General features: G+C 42.4%; 19 protein-coding genes. 14 read left to right on the top strand and 5 right to left on the bottom strand.

Annotated elements, in window-relative coordinates; translation table 11 throughout:
* Positions 1 to 11: 11 nt before the first annotated feature.
* Positions 12 to 1412 (top strand): F0F1 ATP synthase subunit beta, encoded by a 1401-nt coding sequence (gene atpD / locus DXB39_RS09125; protein WP_117841556.1) that lies wholly within the window; start codon positions 12 to 14, stop codon positions 1410 to 1412.
* A 31-nt stretch (positions 1413 to 1443) separates the two neighbouring features.
* A complete protein-coding gene (atpC, locus tag DXB39_RS09120; RefSeq protein ID WP_117699298.1) occupies positions 1444 to 1860 on the top strand; it encodes an ATP synthase F1 subunit epsilon in 417 nt (138 codons plus the stop codon).
* 107 nt (positions 1861 to 1967) lie between these two features.
* On the opposite strand, the gene DXB39_RS09115 is transcribed toward atpC, so the two are convergent.
* Together DXB39_RS09115 and DXB39_RS09110 are read right to left on the bottom strand one after the other, a co-directional pair.
* A complete protein-coding gene (locus DXB39_RS09115) occupies positions 1968 to 2888 on the bottom strand; it encodes a hypothetical protein (protein WP_117841557.1) in 921 nt (306 codons plus the stop codon).
* Positions 2889 to 3169: 281 nt separating this feature from the next.
* Positions 3170 to 3769, bottom strand: a complete 600-nt coding sequence (locus DXB39_RS09110) for an HD domain-containing protein (protein WP_117841558.1) — start codon at positions 3767 to 3769, stop codon at positions 3170 to 3172.
* Positions 3770 to 3869: 100 nt separating this feature from the next.
* On the opposite strand from DXB39_RS09110, the gene DXB39_RS09105 reads away from it, so the two are divergent.
* From DXB39_RS09105 to DXB39_RS09080, 7 genes are all read left to right on the top strand, one after another.
* On the top strand, positions 3870 to 4481 hold the full coding sequence (locus DXB39_RS09105; protein WP_117841559.1) for a glycoside hydrolase family 3 N-terminal domain-containing protein: 612 nt from the start codon (positions 3870 to 3872) through the stop codon (positions 4479 to 4481).
* A complete protein-coding gene (locus tag DXB39_RS14655) occupies positions 4478 to 4621 on the top strand; it encodes a hypothetical protein (protein WP_158565983.1) in 144 nt (47 codons plus the stop codon). Before DXB39_RS09105 ends, DXB39_RS14655 begins: the two co-directional genes overlap by 4 nt.
* Positions 4622 to 4905: 284 nt before the next feature.
* Positions 4906 to 5508, top strand: a complete 603-nt coding sequence (locus DXB39_RS09100) for an AAA family ATPase (protein ID WP_117697827.1) — start codon at positions 4906 to 4908, stop codon at positions 5506 to 5508.
* A 253-nt stretch (positions 5509 to 5761) separates the two neighbouring features.
* Positions 5762 to 6436, top strand: coding sequence for a 4'-phosphopantetheinyl transferase family protein (locus DXB39_RS09095; RefSeq protein ID WP_158567853.1), 675 nt, complete (start codon positions 5762 to 5764; stop codon positions 6434 to 6436).
* 76 nt (positions 6437 to 6512) lie between these two features.
* A complete protein-coding gene (locus tag DXB39_RS09090; protein ID WP_022243504.1) occupies positions 6513 to 7175 on the top strand; it encodes an HAD family hydrolase in 663 nt (220 codons plus the stop codon).
* Between the two features lie 15 nt (positions 7176 to 7190).
* Complete coding sequence (locus DXB39_RS09085; RefSeq protein WP_117841561.1) at positions 7191 to 8075, top strand: MurR/RpiR family transcriptional regulator; 885 nt, start codon at positions 7191 to 7193, stop codon at positions 8073 to 8075.
* Between the two features lie 405 nt (positions 8076 to 8480).
* Positions 8481 to 8807 carry a putative quinol monooxygenase gene (locus DXB39_RS09080; RefSeq protein ID WP_117697819.1) on the top strand — a complete coding sequence of 109 codons (327 nt, stop codon included), beginning with the start codon at positions 8481 to 8483 and terminating at the stop codon, positions 8805 to 8807.
* A 219-nt stretch (positions 8808 to 9026) separates the two neighbouring features.
* Here DXB39_RS09080 and DXB39_RS09075 read toward each other — a convergent pair whose 3' ends face one another.
* Together DXB39_RS09075 and DXB39_RS09070 are read right to left on the bottom strand one after the other, a co-directional pair.
* On the bottom strand, positions 9027 to 10901 hold the full coding sequence (locus DXB39_RS09075) for an ABC transporter ATP-binding protein (protein WP_117841562.1): 1875 nt from the start codon (positions 10899 to 10901) through the stop codon (positions 9027 to 9029).
* Entirely contained in the window at positions 10901 to 12652 is a 1752-nt protein-coding gene (locus tag DXB39_RS09070; protein WP_117841563.1) for an ABC transporter ATP-binding protein, read from the bottom strand. Before DXB39_RS09070 ends, DXB39_RS09075 begins: the two co-directional genes overlap by 1 nt.
* A 128-nt stretch (positions 12653 to 12780) precedes the next feature.
* Between DXB39_RS09070 and DXB39_RS09065 the strand changes: the two genes are divergently transcribed.
* The 5 genes from DXB39_RS09065 to DXB39_RS09045 all read left to right on the top strand — a co-directional run bounded on the left by DXB39_RS09065 (position 12781) and on the right by DXB39_RS09045 (position 17045).
* Positions 12781 to 13221: a MarR family winged helix-turn-helix transcriptional regulator gene (locus tag DXB39_RS09065; RefSeq protein WP_117697810.1), complete on the top strand. Its 441-nt coding sequence runs from the start codon at positions 12781 to 12783 to the stop codon at positions 13219 to 13221.
* Between the two features lie 99 nt (positions 13222 to 13320).
* Entirely contained in the window at positions 13321 to 13746 is a 426-nt protein-coding gene (locus tag DXB39_RS09060) for an NfeD family protein (RefSeq protein WP_117841564.1), read from the top strand.
* 30 nt (positions 13747 to 13776) lie between these two features.
* Positions 13777 to 14628, top strand: coding sequence for a patatin-like phospholipase family protein (locus DXB39_RS09055; RefSeq protein ID WP_117841565.1), 852 nt, complete (start codon positions 13777 to 13779; stop codon positions 14626 to 14628).
* 12 nt (positions 14629 to 14640) lie between these two features.
* Positions 14641 to 16098 carry an MFS transporter gene (locus tag DXB39_RS09050; RefSeq protein WP_117841566.1) on the top strand — a complete coding sequence of 486 codons (1458 nt, stop codon included), beginning with the start codon at positions 14641 to 14643 and terminating at the stop codon, positions 16096 to 16098.
* Positions 16095 to 17045, top strand: a complete 951-nt coding sequence (locus DXB39_RS09045; protein ID WP_117841567.1) for a D-2-hydroxyacid dehydrogenase — start codon at positions 16095 to 16097, stop codon at positions 17043 to 17045. The genes DXB39_RS09050 and DXB39_RS09045 overlap by 4 nt, the downstream gene beginning before the upstream one ends.
* On the opposite strand, the gene DXB39_RS09040 is transcribed toward DXB39_RS09045, so the two are convergent.
* Positions 17009 to 17974, bottom strand: coding sequence for a zinc dependent phospholipase C family protein (locus tag DXB39_RS09040; protein ID WP_117841568.1), 966 nt, complete (start codon positions 17972 to 17974; stop codon positions 17009 to 17011). The genes DXB39_RS09045 and DXB39_RS09040 overlap by 37 nt on opposite strands.
* Positions 17975 to 18513: the final 539 nt, after the last annotated feature.

Genomic DNA, 18513 nt, shown 5'->3' with positions numbered 1-18513 from the left:
GAGGCTTTTTCATGAAGACAGGAAAAATCATACAGGTGTTAGGCCCGGTAGTGGATGTCTCATTTGAAGACGAAGAATTGCCGGCAATCAAAGACGCCCTTGAAGTGAAAAACGGCGATAAGAAGTGCATCATGGAAGTGGCACAGCATATCGGAAATCATATGGTACGTTGTATTATGTTAGCTTCCAGTGAGGGACTTTGCCGTGATATGGAAGTAACCGCTACAGGAAGCGGAATAAAAACTCCGGTCGGAGAGCAGACACTGGGAAGACTGTTCAACGTATTAGGAGAAGCAATCGATGGTGGCGAACCATTGAAGGATGCACCGGAATGGGTCATTCATCGTGAACCACCGGCATTTGAAGACCAGAATCCGGCAGAAGAAATCTTAGAGACCGGTATTAAAGTTATCGACCTTTTGGCACCATATGCAAAAGGTGGTAAGATTGGATTGTTCGGTGGAGCCGGAGTAGGTAAAACCGTATTGATTCAGGAGTTAATCAGTAATATTGCAACAGAGCATGGTGGATATTCTATTTTCACCGGTGTTGGAGAACGTTCCCGTGAGGGTAATGACCTCTGGACAGAAATGAAGGAATCCGGTGTATTAGAGAAGACGGCCTTAGTGTTCGGTCAGATGAACGAGCCGCCTGGAGCACGTATGCGTGTGGCTGAGACCGGACTTACCATGGCAGAATATTTCCGTGATGAGAAACACCAGAATGTGCTTCTTTTCATTGACAATATTTTCCGTTTTACACAGGCAGGTTCTGAGGTATCTGCATTGTTAGGACGTATGCCTTCCGCAGTAGGATATCAGCCGACACTGGCAACTGAAATGGGTGAATTGCAGGAGCGTATTGCATCTACAAAGAATGGTTCGGTTACATCCGTTCAGGCAGTCTATGTACCGGCAGACGATTTAACTGACCCGGCACCGGCTACTACTTTCGCGCATCTGGATGCGACCACCGTACTTTCCAGAAAGATTGTAGAGCAGGGTATTTATCCGGCAGTAGACCCGCTGGAATCTACATCCCGTATCTTAGAGGCAGACATCGTTGGAGAAGAACATTATCAGGTAGCCCGGAAAGTACAGGAGATTCTGCAGAAATACAAAGAGTTACAGGATATCATCGCAATTCTTGGTATGGAAGAGCTGGCAGATGAGGATAAGTTACTGGTATATCGGGCAAGAAAGATTCAGAAATTCTTATCACAGCCGTTCCATGTAGCAGAGAACTTTACTGGTGTAAAGGGTGTTTACGTTCCATTAGCTGAAACCATTCGAGGATTCAAGGCAATCATCGATGGTGATATGGATCAGTATCCGGAAAATGCATTCTTCAACGTAGGAACAGTAGAAGACGTTATCCGTAAAGCAGAAGAGATGGAACACCAGAATGCATAGGAGCTATCATCTTTAGAATAGAGGTACAGGTATGGCAGGAAATACATTTTATTTAAAAATAATTGCAGCAAACCGGGTATTCTATGCCGGCAGATGCCGTTCTCTGATTGTTCCGGAATATGACGGACAGAAAGAGATTTTAGCACACCATGAAGATATGGTCATTGCCATTGATGAAGGTGAAATGCGTTTTCAGCCGGAAGGTACTGCAAATTGGGAATATGCAGTAGTTGGCATGGGTTTTGTGGAAATCGTCAACAACCGTGTGACACTTCTGGTAGAAACTGCAGAGCGTCCGGAAGAGATTGACGTTGCCCGTGCCAGAGAAGCAAAAGAGCGTGCCGAGGAGCAGATGCGGCAGAAGCAGAGCATCCAGGAATACTATCATTCCAGAGCATCCTTATCCCGTGCCCTGACCCGGCTGAAGGCAACCAGCAAGTACCAGTAAGCAATAGGAAACCCGCAGATTATCTGTTTGAAAACAGGTGGTCTGCGGGTTTCTTGAGCTGCCGGTGGCAGGTTCTATGGGTATCAAATATTTATGTAATATAAAAGTTATTTCATGAGTGCAGTAACGTCCTCTAAAGGAAGATTACAAAGTTCTGCTATTTCCTTCGCATCAAACTTTCCTGTTTTTAATAGACGAAGGGCGGTATCGGTAGAAGCCTGCTTTAATCCTTGCTCAATTCCCTGGGCAACACCCTGCTTTAATCCCTGTTCAACACCGGCGTCAAATTCGGCTTTTCTCAGTTTTTTCTCTTCTTCAACTTTATCATATTCAAAAATACTCATAGCAATTACCTCCGCCTGATTCTTCCTAAGAAAATCTGCCAGAATATTTTCCTGAATGCATTCGGTGACAGCCTTTTGTACGGCATCATCCAAAGGCATCTGTTCTGCAAAGGAACGAACCTTTGCAACATAAATGGAATATTCCTTTAAAATCTGGCAATGGGACATTAACTTGGTGTTGTGTCCTGCGTTTACATTGAATGTAGTAACAATAAGTTCCAACGATGGATTGTCGGTTGCATGATAAAAAGCATCTGACAAACGGCTGGTATAGCAATCATCTATCGGTGTGCTTCCATTATAAAATACAATAAAATGGGGATTTGGAATTTTTTGTAGTGCAGAAGAATACAGGGATTTCTTATCCACAAGCTTCTGGTATTCCACTGCGATGTAGAATAAATCCCGAAGCGGAATATTTGGATTCATTGTGGACTGATGCTCGTATAGATAGAGATTCATGTCCAGAATAAAAGCCAGATCGTTCTTCATTCCCATGTAAATGGCATTTTCCAGGGTTACAATTTCAAGGGCACCGGAATCCGTGTAATGACTGTTATTAATTGCATTGTAAAGGGATAATAGTGCTTCCTTATCCGAAAACAGCATCCGGAAAACAGTGTCCTTAAATTTGCGGTTCGCCACCGGTGTGCGTTTCGTTGTTTCATGTGCTTTTCCTGTCATAGGCAAGTCCTCCTTGTGTGTGGCAGGAGGATAAGCAGCAATAGAAAATAAATATCATATCCAGTGGCAAAAGATTACCTGCTATCGAATAATGGCAGGTATTTCCATACTGTATCGCTCCTGCTTTTTAGTTAAATAGTGAATCAAAAGCATAGATAGATACAGAAATGCGGGGTTCTATGCAGAACCGGATTTGAACTATAGAAAGTGCCATATAGATTGTATAATATATGCTTTTTCACATTTTAACATAGGAAGAGTGCAGGAGCAAGACAGAAAAATTATTCCGCTTCTATTTCCGCCTTGATTTCATCTTCGGTTGCCGCCATTGCCTGTAAAGTCATGGTAAGCAGTTTCTCTAAGTCCCAGCCAAGCTGTGCGGCACCACGTTCAATGACTTCACGGGAGCATCCGGCAGCAAAGCCTTTGCTCTTATATTTCTTCTTTAAGGATTTTAATTCCATATCTTTCGTGCTCTTGGATGGACGCATCAGTGCGGCGGCCCAGATAAGACCGGTTAATTCGTCTGCGGCAAATAAAACCTTTTCCATTTCGTGAACCGGTTCCACGTCAATGGTTGTGCCACATTCTACAGTAATGCCGTAGCCGTGGGAGCAGACCGCATGAATAATGTCATCCGAAACGCCGCCATCCTTTAACAATTCCGGAGCCTTAAGACAATGCTCGGCAGGATATAATTCGAAGTCGATATCGTGAAGCAGTCCCACGATACCCCAGTATTCAGCATCCTCACCATAGCCTAATTCATTGGCATACCATTTCATAACAGCTTCAACCGTAAGCGCATGCTGAATATGAAAAGGGTCTTTGTTATATTTTTTCAGTAATGCAAAAGCATCATTTCTTGCAATGTGTTCCATTTTTTCGACCTTCTTTCTTTTGGTAGTTCAGTAAAAATATACACCGGATAAAATAAATGTGCAAATCAAATTTGTGTGGAAAAAGGGCATTTTTTTGCATATGGCATCATTATCCAAAGAAATGCTACAGGGATTGTTAAGAGGAAAGCTTGGTTTCAACGGAATGATTACTACAGATGCCACCAATATGGTAGGCTTTGGCTGTGCCGGAAGACGTAAAGAGCTGCTTCCGAAATTCATCAATGCAGGCTGTGACATGCTTTTATTTACGAAGAATCTGAAAGAGGGTTACGAGACTGTTTTAGAGGCAGTTAAGAGTGGCATACTTTCAGAAGAACGTCTGAATGAGGCGGTTACTTATATTTTGGCAACAAAAGCATCTTTGAAGCTGCATGAGAAACAGAAATCGCATACTCTGATTCCGGATGAGTCTGCCCTTGATATTTTGCGTTGTAAGAAGCATATTGACATGGCATATCAGGTATCCGATAAAGCAATTACACTGGTAAAGGATGAGCAGAATCTTCTGCCACTTTCTAAGGATAAATATAAGAAGGTACTGACCATCGTATTAGGAGATGCCATCAGTGCCAGCGGAAAACCGGCAGTGGGAGGCCACCAATCGGCTATGATGCACCATGGTTTGTCCATGAGATTCCGACCATGTTTATCTCCATTGCAAATCCGTATCATATACAGGATGTGCCGATGATAGAGACCTTTATCAATGCATATACAGCCAATGAATTTAACGTTGAAATGCTGGCAAAGAAAATAAATGGCGAGTCGTCCTTTAAGGGAAAGAATCCGGTAGACCCATTCTGCTATCAGAGACAGACAAGAACCATATAAAAGTACAGGGATAAGAGGAAAAAGATGAAAGCCTTGAAATTATACTGGAACGATATGAAGGAAAGGAAACTTGAAGAGAACCAAAAAGAAATCCTTTTACTGGTACAAAAAAGTAATCGAAGGCAACGGAGAAATTCTAAGATAAACGGCTGTTATTATCTTAAAAAATATTGCATATTTACGAAAAAATAGGAAAAAAAGTAAAAAAAACCCCTTGTTCTATCGGAAAACCTGTTTTATAATAGAGGGAAAAATGAACAGGCAATACGGAGGAAGAAGTAGAAATGAGCAAGAAACTGATTATCGTAACATCGCCGCCAGCTTGCGGGAAAACATATATTTCAAAAGAACTGGCAAAGAGATTAAATCATATTGTATATCTGGATAAAGATACTTTAATTACATTATCAAAACAGATTTTTGTAGTGGCTGGACAGCCATATAATAGAAGCAGTGATTTCTTTGAGAAGAACATTCGTGATTATGAATATGAATGTGTCGTAAATCTGGCACTGGAGGCATTAGAGTATGAAGATCTGGTTCTTATCAATGCACCATTTACAAGAGAAATCCGTGATATGGAATATATCAAAGGTCTGAAAGCCCAGCTGGCAAAGAAAGATGCTACATTAGTAACAATCTGGGTACAGACAGATCCGGAAATCGTTCATGAGAGAATGATTACCAGAGCATCTGACCGTGATGACTGGAAGTTAGAGCACTGGGATGAATATATTGCATCCTGTAACTTTGAGATTCCGGAAGATCTGCATGATCCGAATGTAAAAGATGATTTACTGATTTTCAATAACAATAATGATGAAGAGTTTGAAAAGTCCATGAAAGAGATTACTGGAATCTTAAATGAGACTATCAATCAGGACTAATTACATAGTTTAAAAGTGGAACCCCGGGCAAAATGCTTCTTATGGGAAGAGAAGTATTTTGCTCGGGGATTTTTTACTTTACAGGAAATTGCTTTCTTGTAAAGTAAAAAATGCTCCGCGAGGATGCACACTGCGGCGCATAAGGTAGATGTCGCAGGCGCGAGAATGCGCCAAGGCACATTCTTTTTTATAACAGAATGTGGAGAACTTTTTGTATTTGTGCTATGATATGAATATGTGGAGCATATATGGAATGGATATCCGGCTGTTAAAAGAGCATCCGGAATATAAAGAACAAATAAAATTGCTTCCCACACGTTGGGAGAAGGTAAATAAAATAAAAAAAGAAGAGGACAGACTGCGGAGTCTTGCTGCAGGCATCCTGCTTTCCTATGGGCTACGGGAAAATGGTATAGATTTAGATGCCTGTCAGTTTATAATGGGAACCCATGGCAAGCCGCAGGTGGCAGGCTGTGAGGGACTGCATTTTAATCTGTCTCACACAGGAAACTATGCAGTGGCGGTATTTTCTGATGCACCGGTTGGAATTGACATCGAACACCGGAGAGCATTAAAGCAGACGCTTTTGGACAAGTGCTGCACAAAGGACGAGCAGGCATGGATACAGAGCCAGCCGGATAAAGAAATGGCATTTGTACGTCTCTGGACAGCCAAGGAAAGCTATGTAAAATGGAGTGGCGAAGGAATTACCTTTCCATTAAAGAACATTGCAGTTCACCGGAGGGAGAATGGCATCGCATCTTATCCGAAGAAAGATGGCATAGCACTTTACCGGGAAGGCATCCTGCAGCCGGTAAACTTCGCAGAGCATGATGAGATACCGGATTACCACATCTGCGTGTGCACGGAGTCTGAGAAAGAAAATGCGGCAGAAATTATATGGCTACAAGAGGACAGCTTCTCATGAGCAATGTCAGCGCATGATTCACATTTGCTGTCTGCTAATTATGGGGCGGGGGAAGTGACAGAAAGGCAGAAGAAGGATGAAAAAATATAACACTGTTATCTTTGACTTGGATGGAACCTTATTAAACACATTAAAGGATTTGACTGATGCAACCAATTATGCATTGGAAAAATATGGACAGCCACAGCACAGTATAGAGGATGTCCGGAAATTTGTCGGAAATGGCATCCGCAAGCTGATTGAGCGTGCGTTAGAGGGCGGAGAGGAAAATCCGGAATTTGAGCATGTATTTGCAGCTTTTAAAGAATATTATGGTGAGCATTGTAATGACACCACCTGTCTTTATCCGGGCGTGGAAGAAATAATTACTTCCTTAAAGGGACAGGGCTATCGCCTTGCAATTGTTTCAAATAAAGCAGATTTTGCAGTAAAGGAATTACAGCAGATTTATTTTAAAGGAAAGATTGAAGTTGCCATTGGAGAAAAAGATGGCATTCGTAAGAAACCCGCACCTGATACTGTTATGCAGGCGTTAAAGGAGCTTGGAAGCAGCAGGGAAGAAGCGGTCTATGTAGGCGATTCTGATGTGGACATTGCAACAGCAGCAAATTCCGGTATGCCATGCATCAGTGTGACCTGGGGATTCCGGGATGTTCCATTTTTAAAGGAGCATGGAGCAACACATCTGGCAGCTAGTGCTGAAGAATTGTATGCAATTTTAGATGAATTCAATGCGTAAAAAGGAGAATGGCAAATGGAAATTATCCGACAGATGCAGGAGCGGAAGGACTTGACGGAACGGGAAAGAAATATTCGTGATTATCTGATGGAACATCCGGAGGCTGTCATTTCCATGACAGCAAAGCAGTTAGGGGAAGTTTCTTATAGCAGTACTGCAGCTGTAAGCCGCTTTTGCCGGAAAATCGGCTGCCAGGATTATGGAGAATTCCGGCTGCGTTTCCTAAGTGAATTGCAGAGTACGGAGGGTGGACAGGAGACGACCACAGAGCATTTTGTAATACAGCAGCAGGAAAATGCCATGACCATTAGGAATAAGATTGCGGACATTGACACCCTTGCCGTTGAAAAGACAAAGCGTCTTCTTACGATTGATCAGCTGGCGCGGGTGGGAAAAATGGTGCATGAGGCCAAGTACATTGATTTCTATGCCTTTGATATGAATATACATCTGGCACGCTACGGCTGCAGTCAGTTCTTCCATTGCGATAAGGTGGCAAATACTTATGCGGAAGATAATATACAAAGGATGATGGCATTGCAGAATAATGAAAATCATCTGTCCATCATGATTAGTCATACCGGAAATAATAAGAAGCTGGTGGAACTGGTAAGGGATTTACATCGGGCAAAAGCAAAAACCATTCTGATTACATCCCAGGGCAAAAGCAGGATGAAAGCATATGTGGATGAGGTTCTGCTGACACCAAGAACACTGACAGAGTGTGGAAGTATCCGGATGGAAGGACTGTGGACAGTGGCATTTTCCGCAGCAACAAAATACCTTCTGGATGTTATGTTTGCAATGGAATTTTCTGCCGGTTATGCTGAAAATATAAAACTGAGCAAGCAATATTATGAGATTGGTGCAAAGAACCTGTGTGATACAGAAAAATCATAGCAATAAAATGAAACAAAATTTCAAGATTTCATTCATAAGAGCCGATTCTTTTGAAACAATCATTCAAAATCCGTCACACTTGTTGCAGAGAACAGAAAACATGTTATCCTTGGGCTGTAAGGAAGACATCGCCATATGTCCCTTGCATTTATAGCATGTTGGAGCCCGGAAAATAGATTCCGGGCTCCGTTAAAAAAGGAGTGACGCATATGAAATTAAAGAAGAAAATGAAACGAATGTTAGAAGCAAATCTGATGAATGTAATACTTGCAACAGAGCAGCAGGGATTAAAGAAGCTGATGATTCATTTCTTAGAGACTTTGTAACTGCAATTTTATGACTGGAAATAATGTAACTGTAATATTACATTTATAAAATGGGGATATTATCAGGAGGGAGACGCATATGAGCATAACAGTAAATCTTTATTATACTGGTGAAAATGGAAATGCATTAAAATTTGCTCAGGAGATGGAAAACAGCGGAACAGCAGATGCAATCCGCCGGGAAGAGGGCAATTTAAGATATGAATATTTTCAGCCGCTGCAGGATAAGGAAACAGTACTTCTGATAGACAGCTGGGAGAGCCAGCAGGCACTGGATGTGCACCATGCTTCTCCGATGATGCAGACCATTGCGGCATTGAGGGATAAATACGACCTTCACATGAGAGTAGAACGTTACGTATCGGACGATGAAACCACGCAGGATGATAAATTCATTCGAAAATAAGCAGTATATCTATGATGGCAATGACCGGAATATTCTTGCCAGATATTGTAAAGGAAAATTTGTGGCAAAACCATTTGCATAGCAGACATTGCATAGAATACGAAAGAAGACACGAGGTATGTTCAGACAAACAACAGTTGGTTGAAACATACTTCGTGTCTTTTACGTTGCTAAGAAGCTATAAAGCACTGTCTATGACAGAACCTGCATGTAGAAAGTTTATCCGTGCAGTCCGGTATACAACTGATAATATTTACCCTTCTGGGAAATCAGTTCGTCATGGCTGCCCCGTTCAATAATGCGGCCCTGCTCTAATACCATGATGCAGTCACTGTTCTTAACAGTGGAGAGTCGGTGGGCAATTACAAAGGTAGTTCTGCCTGCCATCAGTTTATCCATGCCATCCTGAACGATACGCTCGGTTCTGGTATCAATGGAGCTGGTTGCTTCGTCAAGAATCAGTACCGGAGGATTGGCAACAGCTGCACGGGCGATGGCAAGTAACTGCCGCTGTCCCTGGCTTAAGTTGGCACCATCACCGGTCAGCATGGTATTGTAACCATCCGGAAGATGACGGATAAAGGAATCTGCATTGGCAAGCTTTGCAGCAGCGATAACTTCTTCATCGGTAGCATCCAGTTTACCGTAGCGGATATTTTCCATTACGCTGGCGGTAAAGAGGTGGGTATCCTGCAATACGATACCAAGGGAATGTCTTAAGTCAGCTTTCTTAATCTTGTTGACATTGATACCGTCGTAACGGATTTTACCATCCTGAATATCATAGAAACGGTTAATCAGGTTCGTAATGGTAGTCTTACCGGCACCGGTAGAGCCGACAAAAGCAATTTTCTGACCAGGAGTAGCAAATAATTTCACATTGTGTAAAACAATCTTATCATCATTATATCCAAAGTCTACATCATCAAAGACCACATCACCCTTTAACTCGACATAGTCAATGGAGCCGTCTGCCTGATGCTGGTGTTTCCAGGCCCAGCGTCCGCTTCGGGTATCGGAAGTCTCTACAAGTTTTTCACCGTCTTTTTCTACATTGACAAGAGTAACATAACCTTCATCGGTTTCTGGTGTCTCATCCAAAAGAGTGAAGATTCGCTCGGAACCTGCCATAGCCATAACAATACTGTTTAACTGCTGGCTGACCTGGTTGATTGGCATATTAAAACTCTTGTTAAAGGTTAAGAAACTTGCCAGTCCGCCCAGTGTAAATCCACCGATGCCATTTAAGGCGAGGACACCACCAACCATGGCACAGAGTACATAACTGATGTTACCAATCTGGGCATTTGCCGGCATTAGGATATTGGCAAATTTGTTGGCATTGTCAGCACTGCGGAAAAGCTGGTCATTTAATTTGTTAAAAGCTTCGATACTTTCTTCTTCGTGGCAGAAGACTTTAATTACCTTCTGACCATCCATCATTTCTTCGATAAAACCATTGGTTGCACCAAGGTCACGCTGCTGAGCGATAAAGTATTTACCACTTTTCCCGGCAAGATTTTTCGTGACAAGGAGCATGACACCAACCATTACAAGAGTAAGAACAGTCAGTGGGATATTCAGGATAATCATGTAAATCAGTACACTGACAATGGTAATGACACTGTTGATTAACTGCGGAATACTCTGGCTGATCATCTGACGAAGGGTATCAATGTCATTGGTGTATACAGACATGATATCGCCGTGGGCATGCGTGTCAAAGTATTTAATTGGCAGTGTTTCCATATGGGTAAACAAATCGATTCGCAAATCATTTAAAGTACCCTGCGTAACATAAATCATAATCTTAGAATAAGCAAAGGTACTTAAAACTCCCACACCGTAAAAGCATGCAACACGAAGGATGGCAGCAGCCAGCGGTGCAAAGTCCTTATCCGGTGAATTCAGAATCGGGATAATATAGCTGTCAATCAGGGTTTTCATAAACATGGTTCCCTGGGTGTTGGCAAGAACACTTAGTACAATAAAGACAAGTACCAGGAAGCAGGCAATTCCGTATTTCCGGAAAATGTAAGCCATCAGACGGCAGAATAATTTGCCCGGATTCTTTACTTTCCTTTTTTCAGCCATTACTGAGCACCTCCATTCTCATCAAAGTCACCACCGCCGCCGGTCTGGGATTCATAGACATCACGGTAGATGGCATTATTTGCTAATAATTCTTCGTGGGTTCCAAAGCCGTTAATCTTACCTTCATCTAAGACAATAATGCGGTCAGCACTCTGGACACTGGAGATTCGCTGGGCAATAATCAGCTTGGTTGTACCCGGAATCTCTTCGGCAAAGGCTTTGCGGATTTTTGCATCGGTTGCGGTATCTACGGCACTGGTGCTGTCATCCAGAATCAGAATTTTCGGTTTCTTTAAGAGGGCACGGGCAATACAAAGACGCTGCTTCTGACCACCGGATACGTTGGTTCCCCCCTGTTCGATGTATGTATTGTATTTATCCGGAAAAGTGTTGATAAAATCATCGGCACATGCTAATTTGCAGGCACGGATACATTCTTCTTCCGTAGCATTTTTATCGCCCCAGCGCAGGTTATCAAGAATTGTACCGGAGAAAAGCACGTTTTTCTGCAGTACAACGGCAACCTGGTTACGCAGGGTATCAAGGTCATACTTTCTTACATCAATGCCGCCAACGGAGACAGAGCCTTCATTTACATCATACAGACGACTGATTAAGTTCACCAGACTGGACTTGGAACTTCCGGTTCCGCCTAAGATACCGATGGTTTCACCGGAATGAATAGACAGATTGATATCGGAAAGAACCGGCTCAGCCGCATCTTCTTTGTAGCTGAAGGTAACATGGTCGAAGGTAATGCTTCCGTCTTTTACTTCCATAACCGGATGCTTTGGGTTATTTAAGTTACTCTTTTCGTTTAATACTTCAGAAACACGACGGGCGCTGGCAACACTCATGGTAATCATGACAAATACCATGGAGAGCATCATCAGGCTCATCAGAATATTCATACAGTAGGTTAAGAGACTCATCAGCTCACCGGTAGTGAGGCTGCTGTTTACAATCATCTTTGCACCAAGCCAGCTGATTAAAAGGATACAGGTATATACCGTAAACTGCATGGCAGGAGCGTTGAAAACAACAACATTTTCAGCCTTTACCAGGAGCTTGTAAATATTTCCGCTGGCTTTCTTAAAAGTAGAAGCTTCATGGTCTTCACGGACATAAGCTTTTACGACACGGATAGCGGAAACATTTTCCTGGACTCTTGCGTTTAAGTCATCATATTTTGGAAAAGCTTCATTAAAATATCTGGTAGCAAACCGGATGATGATAGCAAGCACACCACCTAAGAGGATAACGGCAATCAGATAAACGCTGGCAAGCTTCGGACTGATAAAGAAGGACATTGCCATGGCACAAATCAGACTGGCCGGTGCTCTCGTACACATGCGGAGGATCATCTGGTAAGCATTCTGCAGGTTGGTGACGTCAGTAGTCATACGGGTAACAAGACCTGCAGTGCTGTATTTATCAATGTTAGCAAAGGAAAAGGTCTGAATATTTTCAAACATGGATTTCCTTAAGTTACGGGCAAATCCGGTGGATGCCCGGGCACCATATTTTCCACCCATAATTCCGGCAAACAGGGAGAAGCATGCAGCAACGACCATCCAGGCACCGACTACATAGATGTGATGGATGTCACCCTTGTTGACACCATTATCAATGATGGAAGCCATCAGAAAAGGAATTAAAGTTTCCATCAGAACCTCAAGAATCATAAAGATAGGAGTTAAGATGGAATCACGTTTAAATTCTTTAATCTGGGCAGCTAAAGTCTTTAACATAAATTTCACTTCCTTTTTTCTAAATTGTATGCTATAACATAAATGTTAGCATACTAACAGATATTGTTATATAACAATATTTTTTATATGTCAATGAATTTTTTGGGAAAGAAAAGAAGGATTATGAAATGTGCGAAGAGAGAAAACTTGGAAATGACATCCGGGTCATACATAATATGATAGGAGCATACTGTGACCGGTATGGTGCGGATCAGAGAGATGGTGTGGCACCGATGCAGGGGCGGACACTGGGCTTTTTATATTGTAATAAAGATAAGGTCATCTGCCAGAAGGACATTGAGCAGGAATTCTTAATTTCCAGGGCAACGGCAAGCAAAATGCTGCAGTCCATGGAGAAAAAGGAACTGATTACCAGAAAAGAACTAAAAGAAGATGCACGATTAAAGCAGATTCTTCTGACGAAAAAGGGGGAACAGCAGCATTTGAAAATGATGAACTTCTTTTCTGAAATGGAGAAGCTCCTGGTGGATGGAATGACAAAAGAAGAAGCAGATGAACTATATTCTCTTTTGAAACGTGTACGCTATAATCTTGAGAAGAATCTGTAAAGCTTAGGAAAAGACATAAGGAAAAGAGAAGGTTCTACTTCCTATATATATGACTTTTTGCTATAATAGATGCAAACGAAGAAAAGGGAGGAGCAGGAGATGATTATTTTCTGGTTAGCACTTTTTGTAATATTACTGATTATAGAGATTATTACGGTAGGACTGACAACCATCTGGTTTGCAGGCGGAAGCATGGCAGCCCTGATTGTGGCAGCAGTAGGAGGCCCGGTCTGGCTGCAGGTAATTTTATTCTTTGCGGTATCTTTTATATTGTTATTCTTTACAAGACCATGGGCAGTAAAATATTTAAATCCGCATAAGACCCGGACGAATTACGAGGATGCCATCGGAAAGACCGTACGTGTAACAATGAAGATTGACAATATCGAAGAGACAGGAACAGCTGTATTAAACGGACAGGAATGGACGGCAAGAAGCAATGACGATGCAGTTACCATAGAAGCAGATACTACTGCAGAAGTTGTGGCAGTAAGTGGTGTCAAACTGATTGTAAAACCACAGTAGAGGAAGAAAAGATAAGGCAGGCGATTGCATATGAAACTTGGAATGGTATTTGAAGGCGGAGCCAGCAGGACAATTTTTTCCTGTGGAGTGGCAGACGCATTTCTTGAAGAAAATATAATGCCTGATTATTTTATCGGCGTATCGGCAGGAATAGCCTTTGGCTTATCCTATCTGTCAAAGCAGCACGGCAGAAACTTAGAGCTTGCAAGAAAATATATGTCTGATGGAAATTATCAGGGATTTAAGTTCTTATTTGATAAGAACCGCAAAACCTTTTATAATCTGGATTACGTCTTTGATGAAGTGCCAAATAAATTACTGCCCTTTGATTATGATGCATTTGCAGCATTTCCGGGACAGGTGGAAGCAGCAGTGACCAACATTCATTCCGGTAAAGCAGAGTATCTTGAAGTGCCAAGAGACAGCTCCAGTATGGCAGTTATCGAAGCAAGCTGTGCACTTCCGGTATTTTTTAAGCCGGTACAGGTAGGCAGACGCTATTATCTGGATGGCGGTGTGGCAGATTCAGTTCCGTTTGAGAGGGCATTAAAGCAGGGCTGTGATAAAGTAATTGTGGTACTGACAAGAGAGCGTGGCTATGAGAAGCATACAGATGGCGGAACGAAGATTTCTTCTGCATTATATCGGCGTTATCCGAATATCGTAAAGGATTTAAAGGAGCGTCCGGCAAAATATAATGAGTCCATGCAAAAATTATTCCGGTTGGAAAAAGAAGGACGCGTTTTTGTAATTGCACCGGATACGACCCATGGGGTAGGCAGAACCGAAAGTGACCCGAAGCGGTTAGAAGAATTATACGAAGAAGGTTATCTTGAGGGAAAAGAACAGATGGTAGCATTAAAGAATTATTTGAAGAAGTAAGAAGCAGGAATGATGAGTGAACAGATAGAGCAGGAAAAGACAATTCATTATAATGATGCAAAAATCTGGCAGATTGCATTTTTTTCCATGAATAATACAGCAGCAAATCTGTATCTGGCTTTGATGGGCTATATCTCATACTATGCCAATTCCATGGCTGGCTTTTCTGTTGTGTTGATTTCTTCACTGGTAACAGCAATGAATATTTTTGATGGTGTAACTGACCCTGTGGTTGGTTTTCTGTTGGATAAGAGTAAAGGACGGTTTGGAAAATTCCGTCCTTTTATGGTGGCTGGAAATATACTGATGGCAGTCAGTGCTGTTCTCCTGTTTGCGACAACACATCTGATTTCAAAGTGGGTACGGATTCCGTATTTTATTATTATCTATGCAATTTTTATTATCGGATATACCTTTCAGACTGTGGTTGCCAAATCGGGGCAGACGATTATTACCAATAATCCGAAGAAACGCCCACTGTCCACTTATTTCGATGCCATTTTCATCATGGCGGCATACGGCGGCAGTGCCTTGTTTGTAGCCAATTATCTGGTGCCGAAATACGGTGGATTTACCAACGAAGAGCTGTATGTGGAGTATGTATTCTGGGTTGTGGTATTGTCGGCACTGGCAACACTTTTGGCGGTAATCGGAATCTGGAAGAAAGACCAGCCGGGACGCTATGAACATCAGCAGACACAGAAGATTAAGGTGTGGGATTTTTTCTTGATTTTAAAACAGAACAAGCCAATCCGTATGCTGATTATGGCAGCCTGCACCAACCGGTTTGCGGCAACGGTATACAGCCATACAACAGTAGGCGTTATGCTTTATGGCATCATGATGGAAAATTATGGAATCGCCGGATGGATTGGTGTGGTGGCAGCATTGCCAACGCTTTTGGTAGTGACCGTTGGCATCCGGGCAGCACAACGGATGGGACAGAAGAAGGCGCTGGTATTATTTACGGGACTTGGCATTTTCTTCCAGTTACTATTGATTGTGGTATTGATGCAGGATAATATCAATACGGTTACTTTTAATCTCAAACATTTTAATGCCATTTCCTTCTGGTTTATGTTATTCTTTGTATTGTTAAATGGCTGTAAGTCCATTACAAATAATATGGTGGTGCCGATGATTGCAGACTGCTCCGATTATGAGCAGTACCGCAGCGGTAAATTTGTACCGGGACTGATGGGAGCACTGTTTTCCTTTGTAGATAAAATTTTTGCGGCACTGGGAACGGCATTTGTAGGACTGGTAATGTTACTGATTGGATATAATAAAACATTTCCACAGATTGGTGATGCCTTGACACCGGTATTGCGTTATACAACCATATTCCTATTTTGCGGAACACCGATTATCGGCTGGGTAAGTTCTTTGATTGCGTTGAAATTTTACCGGCTGGACAAGAAGAAAATGAATGAAATTGCGGCAGCATTGCAGGAGGAAGAGATAGAATGAAAATCGTTTTTTTAGATGCAAAATCAATTGGAGAGGATATTGATTTATCCGCATATGATGCATTGGGAGAAGTTATAAAATATGATTTCTCGACAGCAGAGGAAGCGGCAGTACGAAGCGTGGATGCAGATGTGCTGGTACTAAATAAAGTAGAAGTTAACGAAAAGACCATTGGAAATGCAAGCCACTTAAAGCTTGTGTGTGTGACGGCAACCGGAACGAATAATCTCGATAAGGCATACCTTGAAAAACGTGGTATTACATGGCGCAACGTAGCGGGATATTCCACGGAATCGGTGGCACAGCATACCTTTGCCATGCTGTTTTATTTACTGGAAAAACTGCCTTATTATGACCGTTATGTAAAAGATGAAAAATATATCGGAGATAAAATGTTTACCCACTTTGATAAACATTTCGGAGAGCTGGCAAAAATGACCTGGGGCATTATCGGACTTGGAAATATCGGAAGAAGAGTTGCAGATATTGCAAAAGCCTTTGGCTGTCGTGTCATTTACTATTCCACTTCCGGACGGAACAGCCAGCCGGGCTATGAGCGTGTCAGCTTCGAAGAACTGTTAAAGGAATCGGATATTGTATCCGTTCATGCACCGTTGGATGAAAACACGTTGGATTTGATGAATAAAGAAGCTTTTCATCAGATGAAGAAAACGGCTATTTTCTTAAACCTTGGAAGAGGACCGATTGTGGTAGAAGAGGATTTGGCAGAAGCCTTGGAACAGGGTGAGATTGCGGCAGCAGGACTGGATGTCCTCCGGGTAGAACCGATGAGTCCGGAAAATCCGCTGCGCAGAATCAAAGACAGTGAGAAATTACTGATTACGCCGCATATTGCATGGGCGAGTGTGGAAGCCCGCACCCGCCTCATGGAGATTATCTGTGGTCAGATTCAGGAATTTTTCTCTAATGGAAGTCCGGAATCATAAGAGTTGTTTCCTAGCTCTAAGGAAAGTGCATCTAACTGTTCCCGGTAAACCGGCGTTCCAATTGGAAGCGTAAACAGTCTTGCAGTTTTATTTAAGATGGACTGATACCGGGTTCCCGCAGTATCCAGAAGGTCAAAGAAGGACTCATGGGAGACATCTTCTTTGTTCCATGGATTTCGCCAACGGAAATGACGAAGATTCAGCGGGTCTACCGTAAAAGTAAAGTAGTCACTTGGAATCAACGGAGAAATACATGCATAACCTAAAGTCTTTGCCTCGATTTTACGGGCAAGGACTTTTTTCTTGCCCTGCGGGTCACGAATCCATGCGGTATTAAGCTGCACAGCTTCTAAGGCAGCCTGCATGGAGCGGTAAGTAAAGCGGTACTCTTTATATGTGGAGCTGTAAGCCTTTAATAATAAAGAAGCAATAATGTGCCGTTCCTTCCGGCTGATGTGCAGGGTGGCACTCTGGTTGAATTCAGATGGCGCACAGTTTTTATAATAAGTAAGAAGCTCTGCATCAATATCTGTTTCCAGATATACATGATGACCAAAATAACCCTTATCATAAGTGCCATAGTGTGACTTGGCAAAGATATATGGATGACAGGTAGTATCTAAGACATAATGTCCAAGAAAGCCGCAGATATAGGAAATGGCAATCTGCTGTTCCGTCTCTTCCAAGAACATGTCCTTACTTTTTAAAAGCTGGGTAAGAAAAATACCGGTATTTTTGTGGTGTGCCAACTGCCCGATATTTCCGGAAGAGCGGAGGTAGGACGGCAGGTAATAAAAGAAAATATCCGGTCCCTGTAAGCCCATACAGAATGCATGCGGAAATTTACGGATGCAGGAAACAAGATCCGGTTCCTCTAATTCACGAAAAGAATTCAGTCCAAATAAATAGTGGGTGGTAAATCCTGGCATAACAACAATCCTTTCAACTAATTATATTTTAAGTGATTGCAAAAAGGAGACATAAGTCTGCAGGTGAATTTTGATTATCCGAAGGGAATTCTTTTTCTTTGATATGAAATGCCAGCAGTTCTTAGTGCATGTTTTTCTTGATTGTAAACTGTCTTTCCGCCTGCTTTGACGGAAGTACTGCACTGTCCGCCGGATGCGGATGCAACATAAAGCCTGCAAGGGGCACAGGGAATTTCGATTTACATTTCGTTCGTTCTGGCAACCGGCGCAAATTCACATCCATGTTCAGATGCGCCTCGCTGGCACGTCCTGTGCCAGCGTTGCCGGATGCCAGGCGAAATTCCGGGTGCCCCTAACAGTCCTTATCATGCATCCGCATTTCGGCGAACCGTGCAGTACTTTTGTCAAACATTGGAAAGACGGTTTTTATCACAGAAAGAAAAACATGCACTTTAGAACTGCGGTATTTTATAGCGAAAAAAGAAGCCCTTTGGATAATCGAAATTCAATCTGTTAGAAATTATTCTTTTTGCAATCGC

Origin of the sequence: Roseburia sp. OM03-7AC (assembly GCF_003462625.1) — a bacterium.
GTDB lineage: Bacteria > Bacillota > Clostridia > Lachnospirales > Lachnospiraceae > Roseburia_C > Roseburia_C amylophila.
This window is presented reverse-complemented; position numbering and strand designations above follow the sequence as displayed.